The 18,343-nt window shown below is 41.4% G+C and carries 13 protein-coding genes and 1 pseudogene; 12 read left to right on the top strand and 2 right to left on the bottom strand.

Annotation, left to right across the window (positions count from 1 at the left end):
• Window positions 1-125: 125 nt before the first annotated feature.
• Together F7734_RS30200 and F7734_RS30195 are read right to left on the bottom strand one after the other, a co-directional pair.
• Window positions 126-872: pseudogene (locus F7734_RS30200) on the bottom strand (DUF4351 domain-containing protein); the annotation flags it as partial.
• A gap of 418 nt (window positions 873-1,290) precedes the next feature.
• On the bottom strand, window positions 1,291-1,998 hold the full coding sequence (locus tag F7734_RS30195; RefSeq protein WP_155748267.1) for an ROK family protein: 708 nt from the start codon (window positions 1,996-1,998) through the stop codon (window positions 1,291-1,293).
• A 123-nt stretch (window positions 1,999-2,121) separates the two neighbouring features.
• Between F7734_RS30195 and F7734_RS30190 the strand changes: the two genes are divergently transcribed.
• From F7734_RS30190 to F7734_RS30135, 12 genes are all read left to right on the top strand, one after another.
• Window positions 2,122-2,913 (top strand): creatininase family protein, encoded by a 792-nt coding sequence (locus tag F7734_RS30190; protein WP_155748293.1) that lies wholly within the window; start codon window positions 2,122-2,124, stop codon window positions 2,911-2,913.
• A 305-nt stretch (window positions 2,914-3,218) separates the two neighbouring features.
• A complete protein-coding gene (locus tag F7734_RS30185; protein WP_155748266.1) occupies window positions 3,219-4,811 on the top strand; it encodes a HAMP domain-containing sensor histidine kinase in 1,593 nt (530 codons plus the stop codon).
• A gap of 57 nt (window positions 4,812-4,868) precedes the next feature.
• Window positions 4,869-5,534 carry a response regulator transcription factor gene (locus tag F7734_RS30180; protein ID WP_155748265.1) on the top strand — a complete coding sequence of 222 codons (666 nt, stop codon included), beginning with the start codon at window positions 4,869-4,871 and terminating at the stop codon, window positions 5,532-5,534.
• 345 nt (window positions 5,535-5,879) lie between these two features.
• Entirely contained in the window at window positions 5,880-6,236 is a 357-nt protein-coding gene (locus F7734_RS30175) for a response regulator transcription factor (protein ID WP_155748264.1), read from the top strand.
• Window positions 6,237-6,776: 540 nt separating this feature from the next.
• Complete coding sequence (locus F7734_RS30170; protein WP_155748263.1) at window positions 6,777-7,997, top strand: glycosyltransferase; 1,221 nt, start codon at window positions 6,777-6,779, stop codon at window positions 7,995-7,997.
• An 88-nt stretch (window positions 7,998-8,085) separates the two neighbouring features.
• Entirely contained in the window at window positions 8,086-9,285 is a 1,200-nt protein-coding gene (locus F7734_RS30165; RefSeq protein WP_155748262.1) for a glycosyltransferase, read from the top strand.
• 65 nt (window positions 9,286-9,350) lie between these two features.
• Window positions 9,351-11,210 (top strand): ABC transporter ATP-binding protein, encoded by a 1,860-nt coding sequence (locus F7734_RS30160; protein ID WP_155748261.1) that lies wholly within the window; start codon window positions 9,351-9,353, stop codon window positions 11,208-11,210.
• On the top strand, window positions 11,194-12,297 hold the full coding sequence (locus tag F7734_RS30155) for a histidine phosphatase family protein (protein ID WP_155748260.1): 1,104 nt from the start codon (window positions 11,194-11,196) through the stop codon (window positions 12,295-12,297). Before F7734_RS30160 ends, F7734_RS30155 begins: the two co-directional genes overlap by 17 nt.
• Before the next feature lie 211 nt (window positions 12,298-12,508).
• Window positions 12,509-13,798 carry a glycosyltransferase gene (locus F7734_RS30150; protein ID WP_155748259.1) on the top strand — a complete coding sequence of 430 codons (1,290 nt, stop codon included), beginning with the start codon at window positions 12,509-12,511 and terminating at the stop codon, window positions 13,796-13,798.
• A gap of 339 nt (window positions 13,799-14,137) precedes the next feature.
• Window positions 14,138-15,196: a glycosyltransferase gene (locus F7734_RS30145; RefSeq protein WP_155748258.1), complete on the top strand. Its 1,059-nt coding sequence runs from the start codon at window positions 14,138-14,140 to the stop codon at window positions 15,194-15,196.
• Window positions 15,197-15,516: 320 nt separating this feature from the next.
• Complete coding sequence (gene psbA / locus F7734_RS30140; RefSeq protein ID WP_155748257.1) at window positions 15,517-16,599, top strand: photosystem II q(b) protein; 1,083 nt, start codon at window positions 15,517-15,519, stop codon at window positions 16,597-16,599.
• 369 nt (window positions 16,600-16,968) lie between these two features.
• The gene (locus tag F7734_RS30135; protein WP_155748256.1) at window positions 16,969-18,321 is read left to right on the top strand and encodes a pentapeptide repeat-containing protein; all 1,353 of its coding nucleotides are present in this window, start codon (window positions 16,969-16,971) and stop codon (window positions 18,319-18,321) included.
• The last annotated feature ends 22 nt before the right edge of the window (window positions 18,322-18,343 follow it).

Raw genomic sequence — 18,343 nt, 5'->3', positions numbered from 1 at the left:
TGAGTCTATCAGTGGAACAGGTGCAGCCAAATTTGAGGAGATAGTTCTGCGATCGCTTCCTGTGATGTTCTCACAGTTGTTGACAACCTGCTCCTATATACAGTACAGTATCCCAACAATTTCTTTTACGCTGTTTGATTTGCTGCCAACCAGTTGAGTAAGTCCTCAATCGCTGTAAAATCTAACAAAGCTTCACCCAGTGCTTCTAATTGGGTTGTGGAAAGGGTTTGAATGGTTTCCATCACGGATTGTGGTAACTCTCCTACTCGTCTTTGCAGTAGCCGTAGGATAAGTTTCTGTTCGCCTTCCAGCTTTCCTTCCAGCTTTCCTTCAAACTTTCCCCGTTCGTAGCCAATGCGCTCGCCTGTGGTCATATAACTCATACTCCGCTCCTGTTCAAATTGCTTAAATTCTTCCCACAACTCTACTTCCAATCCTTTTGGTAATATCATAACCCAATCGATAAATCGGTATAGGTTACGAATATCTCTCTCTTTCAATCCTAAGTCATACAATCGTCGCATCAAGCTAAATTTCTCACTTTTCCGTTCTAGAGGTTTTTTAGTTGTCTGTTGTGTCTTTAAATGTGCCATCACCACCGTTGCAAATGGGTTTTCGCTGGCTTCTAATTCTGCCCAACGGTTTTGGTAATCGAGAAGCTTGACGGTGCCAAATTCAAAGTTTAGCCTGGTGTTGGGATAGCTGTAACTATATTGGTTTGGTCGCCATATCGGGTCGGAATCGCACAAAATCGCCAAACTTATGGCTGGTTTCCCAAATTTGTCAAAAATCCGCAAATTGTAAGAAAACATCCTTTGTGCAAAGGCTGCTTCTGATTTTGCCTGAACTTCTACGTGTATCAGCAACCACATTCGTCAATACTCTGTTTTTTATTTTCATACAGCCAGAGTTGCTGACGATAAATTTCTGACACTACAAGCAACATCTTATGATGACATTCCTATAAAGTACTGTTCCGTTGGTATCGAAATTATTCCTCTGTCCTCTCCCTCTGCGTCCTCTGCGTTCTCTGCGGTTTTTTAATTATTCAAATGCTATCGGCTCTGATACAAGTAGCTGCGAATAATCATTACCTGTTTGTAGTTGCGTACATGCGCTAAAGCGCAACTACGAGCCAAATACAATGATTTTACTTTCACAAATGTCTGTAAATGTTGGGTTTCGTTCCTCAACCCAACCTACGTGACTTTTGACAAATGACCAATGACAAATGACAAATGACAAATGACAAATGACAAATGACAAATGACAAATGACAAATGACAACACTTAATCTTTCCACAAAGCAATACCGCCCAATAACCCAGTCACATTTGGAATAATCTTTACATTTTGGGGCAATTCAATACTGACTTTATTTGCTTCCCCTCCACCTATGTATAGGTAATCGTAGTTGAAGAGATGTTCCAAGGATGCGATCGCTCTTTGCAAACGCCTGTTCCATTTTTCCCTACCAATCTTGTCCAAAGTAGCGCGTTTCAATTGTTCTTCGTAAGTTTCCCCTTTGCGAAACTGATGGTGTCCCATTTCCAAATTTGGCACCAGTTTCCCATTCACAAACAAAGCAGAACCAAAACCAGTCCCCAGTGTAACCACCAATTCCACACCTTTCCCAGAAATTGCCCCCAAACCTTGCATATCAGCATCATTTATGACACGCACGGGTTGATTTAAACGTCCTGACAATGCTCTTGCCAAATCAAACCCAACCCAGTTAGGAGTTAAATTTGCGGCTGTTCCTATGACACCATTACGCACAACACCAGGAAAACCTACTGAAACGCGATGATATTCTCCTTGAGTTGCGGCTAATCCTGCGATCGCATTAATGACAGCTTCTGGTGTAGCAGGTTGGGGTGTTTCTGTTCGCGCCCTTTCTGTTAAAGGATTGCCTTTCATATCCAGAACCATTACCTTAACACCGCTACCACCAATATCAACAGATAAGGTACGGATAGCTCCATCGTTTACTATCATTGTTTTTTCTCATTACATGGGATTGGGGACTGGGTACTGGGGACTTGGGATTGGCAAAAACAATGCACAATGCCTAATGCCCAATTTTCATGTATTAATTTTATCAGAGATATATTGAGAAATATGCACGGATTCATTCCTCCATCACGCTTTTTTCCCTACTTGACTTGGACTGATGTTCAAGCAATGCCTAACAAAGAAAATGTTGTCTTAATCCAACCAGTAGGAGCAGTAGAGCAACATGGTCCCCATTTACCACTGATTGTTGATGCGGCAATTGGTGCAGCCGTTTTGGGAAAAGCTTTGGAAAAACTAGACACCAACATTCCAGCCTATGCCCTCCCTAATCTTTACTACGGCAAGTCGAACGAGCACTGGCATTTTCCGGGTACGATTACCCTAAGTGCCGAAACTTTGCTGAAAACTTTGACAGAAGTGGGAGAAAGTGTCTATCGTGCTGGATTTAGAAAATTGGTGTTGATGAACTCTCACGGAGGACAACCTCAGGTGATGGATATTGTAGCACGGGATTTACACGTTAAATATAGCGATTTTTTTGTGTTTCCACTTTTCACCTGGCGAGTTCCCCATATCACTGGAGAATTACTGACTCCTAAAGAAAAAAAATTAGGAATTCATGCAGGGGATGCTGAAACGAGTATTATGCTGGCAATTTTACCTGAACAAGTAAAAATGGATGCTGCAGTTGTAGAATATCCTCCCCAACAACCAGAAAACAGTTTGCTCAGCATTGAAGGGAAGTTATCCTTTGCTTGGACAACACAGGATTTAAGCAAAAGTGGCGTGATAGGTGACCCCACAGTCGCAACAAAAGATAAGGGCGATCGCATTCTGGAATCTGTCTCTGATGGTTGGGTACAAGTCATCCAAGATATCTTTGCGTTTAAACAATAACTAGTGAATCTATTTTCTAGGATTCTATATCTTTCAGATCCCCCCATCTCCCCCAACCCCTTCTATGCTAAAAGTGCTTTCTTGCGATTTCGATCCCCCTAGCCTGCCTTTCCAAGGGGGGAAATTTTCACTCGTCCCCCTTTTTAAAGCTCTTCCATGACTTTCGCCAAAGAAAATTTGAAATCCTTATTTTTATATAAGTCCGCCGACGCGGACTTTGTTTGTATAGCCGCGAATTATATTCGCCTCAATTTTTTCAGAAATCGGGTATAATAGTTGACAAAATAGGTATAATTGGAAGCAGCATGATAGTGTGGCGAAACACGATCCCTAAAGTGATTAATGAATCCGTTCGCAGTGCCACAAAACTTAATATGCGTAAAGGATTGAGACAGTTTTTTGGAGAGGCAAGAACTCGAATCCTCCTCTGGTATGTATTAATTATAACTTTCATCTTAGTGGTTTCTATTCCGGCTTTTCGGATACTTCTCTATGCCCGTGTCGATACACGAGTTCGTGGGGAACTCAAGGAAGTCATGCATTTATTTAAGACGAAAGTTCTCAATAAAACCATAGATGAAGAAATAGAAGCAGATAATGAAACGATAGAGGATTCTCAAATCGATAACTTGGATCGAGAGTACCTCAAAAGCCCATCCTCCAAGCGGGAACTCAAAGATTTCTTCAGTGCCTTTTTGTTTCGCCAACTGACGGAAGACGATACTTACCTAATCGCATTTGTGGACGGAAAATTTTATAAATCTAGTCCCAGAGGACGACCACAACCACTGCTTGCAAAAAATTCTAAATTAATGGAGCATTGGGCAAAACTGACTGAACCAGAACAAGGCGAACAAGAGGTTCGAGATCCCGCTGTTGACAGTATTATTTACGTAGCAGAACCAGTTACCATTAATGGCAAAACTGTGGGAGTATTTGTGGTAGCTCACATAACAGCTGGTGAACGTAGAGAAGTGTTAGAAGCTGTCACAGTTATCATCCAAGTCAGTATTGTGGTTATGATTATAGCTTTTGTGCTAGCTTGGATCGCTTCTGGACGAGTATTGGCTCCTCTACGCTTATTAATAGCAACGACACGCTCTATTGGTGAATATGACTTGCAAAAACGGATTTCAGTTCGGGGAGGGGGCGAGATAGCAGAATTAGCAACTACTTTTAACGAGATGATGGACAGACTGCAAGCAGCATTCATGACTCAACGAGATTTCATTAATGACGCCGGACATGAACTGCGAACACCTATTACCATCATCCAAGGGCATTTGGAATTAATGGAAGAAGACCCACAGGATATACACGAAACTCGAACACTGGTACTAGACGAATTGGATCGCATGAGCCGATTTGTAGAAGACCTAATTTTACTGGCAAGAGCAGAAAGACCTGATTTTTTACAGCTTGCAAGGGTAGATGTAAAATCTCTGACTGAAGAGTTATTTGCCAAGGCAAAAGCTTTAGGAAATCGTACTTGGATTTTAGACGCAAGCGCTGACGGTCAAACTATTGCAGACCGTCAGCGCATAACTCAGGCAGTTATGAATCTGGCACAAAATGCCGTGCAATTTACAAAAGAAGCTGATATCATTACTATCGGCTCTAGTATGACAAAAAATAAAGTTCATTTTTGGGTTCGAGATACAGGGGAAGGAATTGCTGTTAGCGACCAGCAACGCATCTTTCAACGCTTTGCTCGTGCAGCAAACAGTCGCCGTCGTTCTGAAGGGGCAGGTTTGGGATTATCCATTGTGAAGGCAATTGCTGAAGCTCATGGTGGTGAAGTTCAACTTCAAAGTCAACCAGGGAAAGGAGCGTCTTTTACTATTGTTTTACCTATTAAACAAAATTATGAATTATCAAACAATCAGCGTTTAATATGAAATACAGCACTCACTATTTAGCATTCAATATTCATCATTTATAATTTATCAATGTCTATGGCTCAAATTCTTATTGCTGAAGATGAACCTCGCATAGCCTCCTTTATTGAAAAGGGACTAAGGGCAAATGGGTTTGTCCCTTCTATTGCCACAGATTCTCAAGAAACTTTGCAAATGGTTTTGGGCAATAATTATGACTTGCTGATTCTCGATTTGGGGCTTCCCGGACAAGATGGTTTGGAGATTTTAGAACAAATTAGGGGGCAGGGCGAACAATTACCAATCATTATACTGACCGCTCGTGATGATATTAATGATAAAGTCGCTGGCTTGGAAGGCGGTGCTGATGACTACATGACTAAACCCTTCCGTTTTGAAGAACTTTTAGCACGGGTGCGAGTGAGGTTGCGAAATCGTCAAACGCCTCAAAACACGGAGGAGGCGGTGCTTCAAGTTGGGGATGTGATTTTAGATTTGAGAACGCGCAAAGCACAAGTGGGCGATCGCATTATCGAGCTGCCAAACCGTGAATTTATACTAGCAGAAACTTTTTTCCGTCATCCCGGACAAGTTTTAAGTAGAGAACAACTTTTAGATCGGGTTTGGGGTTACGACTATGACCCCGGATCTAATATTGTTGACGTGTACGTTGGCTATTTACGTAAAAAACTGGGTAGTGAATTGATTGAGACAGTTAGAGGGATGGGTTACCGTCTGCGCTAACACTCTCACGACTGCTTTGAGAGTCACAGAATCCAATATTCATAAGATGATTATATTTTCTATAGAATATTAATATCATTTTTATTTATAGTTAGAATAGTCTGAGTTATGATTCATATCAAGTCCGGTTGATTACTTGTAATAAAATTTATCAACGTAGGTTGGGTAGAACGAAGTGAAACCCAACACAAGTTGAGAATTCATGTTGGGTTTCGTTCCTCAACCCAACCTACGGATATTATAAGTGTTTAACTGGACATGATATCATAGTTCCGTGTTAGCGATTATAATTCCTAATTTAGTAGTTGTCATATTATAATTTTTTATTATTTGCAACCGCATAATATGAATCAAATTTTAATTGTAGAAGATGAAGCCCGCCTCGCTGCTTTTGTCGAAAAAGGGCTGAAAAAAAATGGTTTTAACACTGTTATTGCAGAAGATGGAGAGCAGGCGGTATATTTAGCGCAAAGTAGTAATTTTGACTTAATGCTTTTAGACTTGAATCTACCTGTGAAAGATGGCTGGACAGTATTGCGAGAGCTTAGAAATGAAGGTAAACAGTTCCCAATTATTATTGTAACAGCAATCGTTGACGAGGGAAATAAAACTGCGGCTTTGAAAGCAGGCGCAAATGACTACATCACTAAACCCTTTAGATTTCAAGACTTGCTGGCAAGAGTACGCACTCAATTAAGTTAAGAAAGTCACAAAAAATGAGAGAATGCTGTTGGAATAGATAAAGACTGAACCCAAATTGCAAGCACATAATAATATTTGTAGTACGCAAAAGATTTAATGCCTTCGATTTCTGAATGTGCTCAACCCTTTTCGTGAGAATGTTCTCATAGAACTTTCATGCACAATTTACGCTACATTGTCACACTTATATTGTGGATAACAAATTAGGGTCGCGCATAACCACACTTTTTAAGGCGTATCGGAAGCATCTACAACTTACGCGTATCCCCCTTATCAAGGATTTGAGGACTGACGCCTATGTATATTTGCGTCATTGGTGCTAGGTGTGTTCGTTTCGTTAAGGGAGCTTGTTTCGCACAAAGCGATCGCATCGGTATCTCTTACCCAGCTGCTCTTCTTTGTAATGTACACACCCAAGATGTTAAAACCACTACTGTCGAATGTTTTCAGGGAGTCACTAGTTATTAGTTAGTGGTTGAAAGTTCTTTTGAACAACCAACGACTAACAAGTACAACAAGACATCTTAAGGACATCAAACCATGAAACTACTAGTTTATTCCCATGATGCTTACGGTTTGGGTAATATTCGCAGAATGCTAGCAATTTGCGAATCTCTGCTGAGCGAGACAGAAAATCTCTCAATTCTGCTGATATCCGGTTCGCCCATGCTTCATGGATTTCGGCTACCAAAAGGGCTTGATTACATTAAACTTCCCTGCTTGAATCGGGGGCAAACAGGCAATGTGACAGTTAAGTATTTGGGTTGTGATGTCAATGAAACGGTAAAATTACGGTCAGATTTAATACTATCAGCTGTTGCAAATTATCAACCAGATTTATTTTTAATAGATAAAAAACCTTATGGGCTGAAAAATGAGTTGACTGCAACTTTAGACTATCTACAAACTACACGCTCGCAAACAAAACTTGTCCTGTTGTTGCGAGATATTTTGGATAGCCCGGAAACGACGATCGCAGATTGGCAAAAGAACGGCTACTATGACGCAATTGAGGAATTTTACGATTTTGTTTTGGTGGTAGGGACACCAACAGTTTTTGACGCTGTTAAAGAATATCAATTTCCAGCAGGGGTAGCTCAGAAAGTACGTTATTGTGGTTACATTCGCCGCTCACCCGGACTGGCAAACCGGACTTGGATAAGACAAAGCTTACAAATGCTACCCCAAGAAAAACTGGTTTTAGTAACTCCCGGTGGTGGAGAAGATGGCTATCACTTGGTTAAGACTTATCTGTCTGGATTAGATTTGATGCCAGCAGAGTACAACGTGAAAAGTTTAGTAATATGCGGTCCGGAAATGCCAGAAGACGAAAAAAAAGAGTTATATCAGGTAGCACAAAATTACCCACAAGTTCAAATTAAGGAATTTACAGATGATTTGATAAGTTACGTTGGTGCGGCGGATGCGATCGTGTCAATGAGTGGCTACAATACTATTTGTGAAATTCTATCTTTAAAAAAATCTGCTGTCATTGTACCCCGTATTAAGCCATCTCGGGAACAGTTAATACGTGCAGAACGAATGGATCGCTTGGGATTAGTGAAAAATATTCATCCGGACAATCTCAACCCACAAGTTTTGATGGAAGCCGTTTTAAACCAGCTAAATCAGAAGCAGATAGCTCCTACTTTTGACTTGGACATGAATGCTTTACGTCGTATTAGTTACTATATTTCTATACTTTTGTTTCAAAGACAGAAGGAAGCAAGTTTACAGAAATTGTTAGTTGTTGGTTGTTAGTTGTTGGTTGTTGGTTGTTGGTTGTTGGTTGTTGGTTGTTGGTTGTTACTGGTCACTGTTTACTGTTTACTGAAGAATGAGGGATTTTATGAAAAAAATTGTGTTTTACTGTCAGTATCTTACAGGTATGGGACATCTTGTCCGTAGTATGGAAATTGTGCGAAGCTTAGTCAAGGAATTTAAAGTTTATTTTATCAATGGTGGTCCTCGTGTGGAAGGGTTTAAAGTTCCTGCTGGTGTGGAAGTGATAAATCTTCCGGCACTTTGGTTGGAGGACGGCAAATTCCAAATAGCAGATGGTTGCCAAAGTGTTGAAGAGGTTAAGGAAATTAGAAAAAATCAATTGATAGATATATGCGATCGCATTCAACCTGATTGTTTAATAACAGAGTTTTTCCCCTTTGGCAGGCACAAGTTATTCTTTGAATTGCTTCCTCTGTTAGAGTATGTAGATACAAATTTACCCAATACAAAGATCGTCTGTAGTCTCAGAGATGTTATCGGTAGAGAAACTCTTTCTGAAGAAGCAGACATTATCTGTCAACTGATAAATCAGTATTTTGATTTGATTTTGTTTCACTCCGATCCAAATTTCCTCACCTTTGAAGCTAGTTTTCCTAGGTATCAAGAACTCAAATGTCAAATTGAATACACTGGATTTGTTGCACAGACTACCTTGGGAAATGTCACATCATTTGATAACTCTTTAACAAAGAATCAGAAAAAAGAGCCGCTTATCCTAGTAAGTGTTGGTGGAGGAAGATTGGGATATGAATTGCTAGAGTCAGTTATAGAGGCTAGCAAGATTTTAGAAAATAAAATTCCCCATCATATTCAGATATTTACCGGACCTTTTATGCCGGATGAACAATTTGTCAAGCTAGAAGCAGCAGCATTAAATAGAGGCAATGTTAATCTCCAAAGATATACGCCTCAATTACTGAGCTATATGGAGAGATCTGACCTTTCTATCAGCTTGACTGGATACAACACAACCATGAACATTCTTAGAACTGGTGTTCGAGCTATTGTAGTTCCTATAGGACATTACGACCAAGATCTGGAACAGTTAGTTAGAACTAGAAAGCTAGAACAGATGGGAATTGTAGAAGTCATTCATCCTAACAATTTAGAACCCATTTATCTCGCTCACAGAATTATTGCTTGTCTTGAGAAAGAACCAGTGGAGAATACCTCTCATATTTTCGATTTAGAAGGTGCTTGGAAAAGTACTACTTTTCTTAAACAATATCTCGATTGCGATGTAAATGCGACTTTTGCTGCTTAGTTACAACAAATATTAGAGGGACGATCTACCGAATATTTATTATAAAGAATTATGGAGAATATTCAATGGATCATCACTCTAATGAAAAAGAATTGAAAGTCGTTTTACCAGGAATTCGGCGGATATTGTCTAAATTATGGCCGTACATCCACAAGCGAAAAAAACTTGTTGCAGCTTCTTTCTTTGCATTACTTATTGAAACTGGATTCCGCTTGTTGGAACCTTGGCCTTTAAAGTACGTTTTCGACCACGTTCTTGTACCTACCCATAACAACTCTATAGGGATTGCCATCAATGCCAGCCTTCAACCATTGGTATTGCTTTCATTGTTAGCCTTGTCCATCGTTGTTATCTCCGGATTGGCAAGCATAGCAGGTTACTTGAGTACTTATGGTATGTCTTTAGCTGTTGTTGAGATTTTATCAGAAGTTCGCGCCGATCTTTTTAGTCATTTACAATATCTTTCCCTGTCTTTTCACCAACAGTTTAAAAGCGGTGACTTAATCACTCGATTAACAACTGATATTGAAAAATTGCGGTTTGTAATTGTCAAAACCATCTTACCCTTGGTGACAAATATTGTCACGCTTACGGCGATCTTGACAGTTATGTTATGGCTAAATGGAGAACTAGCACTTGTAGCACTGGCTATTTTTCCCCTGTTTTTTATATTGACCAGCCGGATTGTTAAGCGCATCCGCAAATTTGCCAGCAAGTATCGAAGTTCTGAAGGTGTTTTGGCGTCAACAACGGGTGAAATGATTGGTGCTATCAAGGTTGTGCAGGTACTTTCTCTTCAAAACTTGCTTAAAAGCATCTTTTCAAAGCAAAACAAGAAAAGTTTAGGTGAAGTCACGGAATCTCTAAGATTGTCAGCAGCACTCGAACGGACAGCCCAGGTGTTAATGGCAATTATAACTGCTATAGTTTTATGGAGGGGTTCGCAAGCAGTTTTACAAAAATCGCTCAGTCCTGGTGATTTGTTAGTCTTTATGACTTACCTAAAAAATGCTTTCGATCCAATGCGGAAACTCTCCAACCAAATGGGGCAAATTGCTAAAGCAACTGCTTCTGGCGAGCGAGTTGTCGAACTGTTAGAATATGAACCAAGCGTGAGAGATTTGCCCAGTGCAAAAAAAGCTCATCCTTTTTTTGGAGCAGTACGGTTTGAGAATGTCTCTTTTGCTTACACACCAGAGAGAACTATCCTCAAAAATGTTAGCTTTGTTGTGCAACCAGGTCAACAAGTGGCGGTTGTTGGTCCATCAGGAAGCGGTAAGTCAACTCTATTGAGTCTGATTCTTCGCCTTTACGATCCTGTAGAAGGTCGGATTTTAATTGACGGACAGGATATACGCGAGTACACTTTGGACTCTCTCCGACAGCAAGTGAGTACTGTTATGCAAGAAAGTGTTTTGTTCGCTGTCAGCGTGCGGGAAAATATTGCTTACGGAAAATCAGAGGCAACTAACCAAGAAGTAGAAAAAGCTGCTCGTCAAGCAAATGCTCATGACTTTATCATGAATTTGCCCCAAGGTTATGACACAATATTAGCAGAAAGAGGGGCAACCCTATCTGGAGGTCAAAGGCAAAGGGTTGCGATCGCTCGTGCTGCAATTCGTCAAGCACCAATAGTCATCCTTGATGAGCCAACAACGGGGTTGGACAATGCGAGTGACAGTGCAGTCAGTAATGCATTAGAGAGATTGACTCAAGGACGGACAACATTCATAATCTCTCACAATCTTAGGGCAGTAAAAAACGCAGATTTGATTCTTTATATTGAGAATGGAAGCCTTTTAGAGTCCGGTACTCATAGCGAACTCATAGCGTTGGGCGCTCGTTACGCAAGTTTGTATAGATTGGAAAATATTAGCAACAATGGCAGTTGTCGTAAAGGAGATACCTATGCACTGGAAGCCTGAGCAAAACCAAGGAACCCGCGTAGTTCTCGTTCGTCACGGACAAAGTACTTATAATGCCCTTGGTCTTTACCAAGGTTGCAGTGATGAATCAATTCTGACCGAGAAAGGGCGCAGTGCTGCTAGCAAGACTGGGGCTTATTTGAAGGGGTTAACGTTTGATGCCGTATATTCTAGCCCATTAAGACGGGCGCAGCAAACAGCTAGGGAAATACTGAAGGCTATGTCTCCCACTGCTGACCTAAAGACAATCTGTGTCAGTGACCTCTTGAAAGAAACCGATCTGCGAATTTGGGAGGGTTTGGCATTCCAATACGTGCATGAAAGATTTGGACATGAGTACCGCACTTGGAAACAGCGCCCCCATGAATTTTTTATGGAACTTCCTCATTCTCCTTCGTACTTTTACCCCGCTTTGGACCTTTACGAACGAGTGCGACAATTTTGGCAGGAAGTCTTATCCCGCCACGTCGGTCAGACTGTATTGCTTGTTGCTCACGGAGGTACTAACCGTGCCTTGATTCATACTGCGATTGGTGTGAGTCCGGATCGCTATCATTGCATTCAGCAGTCTAATTGTGGTATTAGTATATTGGATTTTCCAGATGGTTCTTTAGAGTCCAGTCAATTAGTTGGAGTGAACCTTACCTCCCATATAGAAGAAGACTTACCCAAACTCCAAAAAAGCGACCAAGGTTTGCGCCTAATGCTCTTGCCATCACAATCAACTTCTGTAGAACGGATTCAGCATCTGGTTCAGTTGCTTAAAGGAGTAGGTATAGATTTTAGTGTGAATGCCGAGACTGACAAATATCAAGCCCTTGTATCCGTTGGTGCAAATGACGAGCAGCTATCGACAGGACTTGTTGTAGGTTGCGATCGCATCATCAAATACTTTATTAATCAAGCACTGAGTCTAAATCCCGAACAACTTCGGCGATTGCAATTACATCCAGAGACAATTAGTTTTCTCCATTATCCTGAATCTCAAGGCATTCCCATACTTCAAGCAATGAATGTCTCAATCGCTGACAAAGATTTACTTTTTAAATTGCTGGACAACAAAAATGTTATTCCTACTCCCTCCTGACTCTTTTAGTTTGTAGTTGCGCTGTCTTCGCATGCATCGCCGCTACAAACTAGCCCACCAACATAAAACTAGGCGTAGGTAGGGCTAAAGCCCACGAACATAGGACAGTAATTGGTAATTTTCGCGAGCAAAGGGAATATGTAACGAAATTTGACCCGTAGTTAGAATACATGCGCTAAAGCGCTACTACAAACTTACAAGGATTCATCGTATGAAAATAGCATTTTTAGTTTGGCGGTTTCCTGTTTTATCAGAAGCCTTCATTTTAAACCAAATTACCGGTCTTATAGATCGCGGACATGAAGTTCACATCCATGCCCTCAACGGTCCTCCAGAAAACCTTTCTAAAGTGCATCCTATTATAGAAGAATATCGCCTGCTAGAACGCACTTACTACCCCCCTACTAGACCAGAAAATTATTTGAGGCGTCTTCTCAAAGCTCTGGGATTACTGTTAGCAAATCTAGATAAAGGCTCTTTGTCCTGCTTGCAATTGCTGAACATATTTAAATACGGTCAGCAAGTGATGTCATTAAAGTGGTTTTATAGAGCGATACCGTTATTAAAGGATAAGTCATACGATATTATTCACTGTCAGTTTGGAACCTTAGGACCTATGGGTTTGGTGTTTCGACAAACAGATTTACTTCAGGGCAAACTGATAACTACATTTCGCGGAATAGATATCAGCAGCTATGTTCAAGAACAAGGCGATCGCGTTTACGAACAACTTTTCCAAGAAGGAGATTTTTTCCTCGCCAACTGTGAATTTTTTCGCAATCGTGCGCTTGCGCTAGGTTGCAATCCCAAGAAAATAGTTGTTCACGGTTCCGGAATCGATTGTAGTAAATTTGCCTTCACCCCACGCTATTTACCAAGCGATAAAAGAGTAAGAATAGCAACAACAGGTCGCCTAGTAGAAAAAAAAGGAATAGAATATTCTATCCGTGCCATTGCCAAACTAGCTAGCGATCGCCAAAACATAGAATATAATATTATAGGTGATGGCCCTTTAAAAGAACATTTTCAGAATATAATTGCAGAACTCAATATCAGCCACATTGTCAACCTCGTAGGGTGGAAACAGCAGCAAGAAATTATTGAGATTCTCAACAACAGCCATATATTTATAGCTCCGAGCATCACTGCATCAGATGGAAACCAAGATGCACCAGTTAACACCCTAAAAGAAGCAATGGCAATGGGACTACCCGTAATTAGTACCTTTCACGGTGGAATTCCCGAATTAGTACAAGATGGAATTTCCGGATTTCTCGTTCCAGAACGAGATGCTGACGCCATAGCCGAGAAATTAAACTATCTTATTTCACATCCAGAAATATGGGAACAGATGGGTCGTGCTGGTCGGATGCGTGTCCAAGAAAAATATGACATGAACAAACTCAACAATGAACTAGTAGAGATCTATCAACAACTACTCAATCCACAATCAACCCCAGAATCCTTCTTAGAACAACCCTTTGCTCTAAACCACATCTAATACCATTTTGGATTTTAGATTTTAGATTTTGGATTGGGAAAGCTTTGCTGAGACTACATTTTATGCTACGGTCTGTCACATTTTTTTCACTGTGGTAGGAAAACCTTCCTTAATACTAATTGCGAAAAATGTAAAGATAGTTGATTAATCGTAACTGAAGTAAAGCTTTTCCAATCAAAATCGATTAATCCAAAATCAAAATCCAAAATCCAAAATCAAATCAAAATCCAAATCCAAAATCGATTAATGCAAAATCAAAATCCAAAATCGATTAATCCAAAATCCAAAATCCAAAATCCAAAATCCAAAATCGATTAATCAAAATCCAAAATCATAACTATGAAATTATCAACAACAGAAAAACCCCTAGTAACCATCGTCGTTGTCCCCCGCGAACGTTTTAGCTGCACTCAACAATCGCTAGAAAGTATTTACCAACACACAGACATACCCTTCAAGTTAATTTACGTTGATGGGAATTCACCAGCTAAAGTTCGGTCTTACCTTGAAACCCAAGCACGAGAAAAGCAATTCCAAATTATTCGGACAGATTATTACCTATCACCCAATCATGCTCGAAACATTGGTTTGAGCCAAGTCAACACCAAATACGTAGTATTTGCCGATAACGACATTATAGTGTCACCCGGTTGGCTGCAAGCCTTAGTGAATTGTGCTGAAGAGACAGGGGCTACAGTCGTCGGTCCTTTAATGTGCGAAAAAGAACCAGTACATGAAATTGTTCACTTTGCAGGTGGAGAGTGCCGCATTGTCACCGATATTAAAGGCAAACAACATCTGCGTGAAAAGATGTACAAGCAAAAGCAGATGGTAAGAGATGTACTTCCCCAACTGAAGCGAACTCAAACAGAGTTAGCAGAGTTTCACTGCGTACTGGTTCGCACGGAGATATTTGAGCAGATCGGTTATTTAGACGAAGAAATGCTCTGCACCAAAGAGCATCTTGATTTCTGTTTAACCGTAGCTCAAGCAGGAGGGAAAGTTTATTTTGAGCCTGATTGTATTGTCACGTATGTCCCCGGTCCTCCACTAGAATGGACAGACATACATTTTTATATGCTGCGTTGGAGTGATGCATGGACTCTAGAAAGCTTAAAACACATTCGGGAAAAATGGAACTTAGCGGAAGACGGGTATTTTAAAACCAAGTGTAAAAAGTTGGGATGGAGGCGCAGAGCAACGATTAACAAACCCTTAGTCCGTCGCTTGAGCTTTGGGTTTGAGAACCCACCATTGAAAAAAGTTCTCAGTTTTTTAGATAAGAAGCTTAACCGCTATTTGACAAACCGCTATGCCCAACTCTTACCTCAAAGAAAGTTACAGCTAACTCCCATACAAAGTCAAAAAGCTTCAACTCCCGAATTATCCAAGGTTTGAGATTTGGTAACTTCATCTTTTGCGGAAAGGATAGGCGAAACATCTTACCTCACAAATGTAGCAATTTTTTGTGGGATAAGCATTTTGCCTGTCCTTATTTTTTTTTAACTATTAAAGGTTGAACGCGACACGGCTGTCTTCCCGTAGGCGGTTGGCTTCCGCTCGAAGCCCAACTCATGAATCATAACTAAAGCTAATATTTCACATCACTTTTACTAAACTTAATTGTATTGTAAAGTTAAGTAAACAGATGTAAATTAAAAATGCAGGCAAACAAAAAGCCTGATTCATTCATAAGAAGTAACTGCAATCATAGAACCATGACAGCAACCTTACAACGTCGCGAAAGCGCAAACGTATGGGAGCAGTTCTGTAACTGGATCACCTCCACCGAAAACCGCCTTTACGTTGGCTGGTTCGGCGTATTGATGATTCCTACACTGCTCTCGGCTGCAATCTGCTTCATCATCGCATTCATCGCAGCACCACCAGTAGACATCGATGGTATCCGCGAGCCTGTTGCAGGTTCCTTACTCTACGGTAACAACATCATCTCTGGTGCGGTTGTTCCTTCTTCCAACGCAATTGGTCTTCACTTCTACCCCATTTGGGAAGCCGCTTCCTTAGATGAGTGGTTGTACAACGGTGGCCCATACCAGTTGGTAGTTTTCCACTTCCTGATTGGCGTCTTCTGCTACTTAGGTCGTGAGTGGGAATTGTCCTACCGCTTGGGAATGCGTCCTTGGATCTGTGTAGCATTCAGCGCACCTGTTGCTGCTGCAACAGCAGTGTTCTTAATCTACCCCATTGGTCAAGGTTCCTTCTCTGACGGTATGCCCTTGGGTATCTCTGGAACCTTCAACTTCATGTTGGTGTTCCAAGCAGAGCACAACATCCTCATGCACCCCTTCCACCAATTAGGTGTAGCAGGTGTATTCGGTGGTAGCTTGTTCAGTGCAATGCACGGTTCATTGGTAACCTCCTCCTTAGTTCGTGAAACAACCGAAACCGAATCTCAGAACTACGGTTACAAGTTCGGACAAGAAGAAGAGACCTACAACATCGTCGCCGCACACGGCTACTTCGGAAGGCTTATCTTCCAATACGCCAGCTTCAACAACAGCCGTTCCTTGCACTTCTTCTTGGCAGCATGGCCAGTAGTAGGCATCTGGTTCACGGCACTGGGTATCAGCACCATGGCGTTCAACCTCAACGGCTTCAACTTCAACCAATCCGTACTTGACTCACAAGGTCGTGCGATTGGCACCTGGGCAGACATCCTCAACCGCGCTAACCTCGGTATGGAAGTGATGCACGAGCGCAACGCTCACAACTTCCCCCTCGACTTAGCTGCAAACGAAGTCGCTCCTGTTGCAATCAGCGCTCCTGCTATCAACGGTTAATTATTGCCTGACGCGACCGGAAGGTATTGAAAATAAGCGAGGTAGAAAGCGCTCTCCTGTAAGGGGGGCGCTTTATCCGTTTCTCGTTTTCTCGTTCCCAGGTTCTACCTTTCTCGTTCCCAGGTTCTACCTTTCTCGTTCCCAGGTTCTACCTTTCTCGTTCCCAGGTTCTACCTGGGAATGCAGAGGCTCTGCCTCGCGTTTGAGCTAAATCAGGAGGCGGAGCCTCTTGAAAGGCATTCCCAGGCTGAGCCTGGGAACGAGATGAGGAATGAAATCCACATCAGTACATCCAAAATTCCCCTTCTGGGTACTATAAACACCAAAAAAAAGCGATAATCTAAGTTTATCATTTAGTTGCCATTCATCATGGCTCACGGCTTTTCAGACAAAGACCTGCGAGGTTGTTCCTTTAGAGGAGCTGACCTTACGGATGCTAACTTTTTTCGTTCGGACATTCGTGGTGCAGATTTTACCAATGCTACTCTTACAGGTGCTAATTTCTGTCAGGCAACAGCTGGTATACAGCCGCGTCAGGCAATGCGTTTGGTATTTATAGCAGTCGTTCTGTCAGCACTCTTGGGCTTGACGGCTATATTTGCTATTGTTTTTTTTGGCTGTGTACTTTTTCCCTTGACAGTAACCCCAAGAAAAATCTTGTCAGCAACACTCGTTTCAGAATTGTTTGCTGTCTATATACTTTTTAATATTCCTCATAACTTAAAGGCGGCTTTGGGAACGATCGCAGCAACTGGAGTTATATTTGGGGTTATATTTGGGGTAACTACAGGCAACTTTGTTGGGGTTAGTGCTGGAATAGTTGCAGCTGGTATAGCTGTGGGATTTTGTACAATTGCGATCGCTGTTTCTGTTATAGCTGTAACAATGTCTGAGATGTTATACGGAGTTCTAGCTGTATTGGTAACTGCATGTGCAACTATAGGTACCGCTATCCAAGGTTCTTTACTTGGAGTTACACTCGGTATTCCAGTGGTTCGGTTTCTTCGTAACGATGCCATCTTATCCTTACCTAAAGCTGAAGCTTTATCCGGAACCGTTATGGCAACGGCTTTTGGAATTGCTGGTGCTGCGATGATAGTTAGATATATAGTAAGGCAAATATTGGCAGAAGATAAAACATTTAGCTGGATGCGGAAGATTGCGATCGCTATTATGGCTAGATTGGGAACCAGTTTTAAGGGGGCTGACTTAACTCATGCTGATTTTGCTCATGCTACCTTAAAAAATACTGATTTTACAAATGCTATACTAAAGCGCACTCACTTTCATTTAGCGCAACACCTTGAGACAGCGAAAGTTGATAATACAATTTTGTCCCATTCACAAGTGAGAAATGTGGTTGTGACAAAAAGGGTTTCAAAAGACTCTTTTGCGGGTTGTAACCTCAAAGGTGCTAACCTTTTGGGTGCAGATCTCCGAAATGCTGATTTTACAGAAGCAGATATCAGTGAAGCAACATTTGAATGTGCGGACTTGGAAGGAGCAAACCTGACGAAAGCGAGAGCAATAAAAGCGGATTTTCGACAAGCAAAGCTCACAGGAGCTTGTTTGGAAGCATGGCAAATAGATAAAACGACTCAACTGAAAGACGCAATTTGTGACTATGTTTACCTCGCACAGAAGCAGCTAAAACGATACCCCCTATATAGAAAATTTGTGCCAGAAGAATTTAGCATTTGGGCAAAGCAGAGTAGGGAATAGGGGGTAGGGGGTAGGGGGTAGG

The sequence above is a fragment of the Scytonema sp. UIC 10036 genome (genome assembly GCF_009725235.1).
The sequence above is the reverse complement of the archived record's forward strand: the minus strand, read 5'-3'. Positions and strand labels throughout refer to the sequence as shown.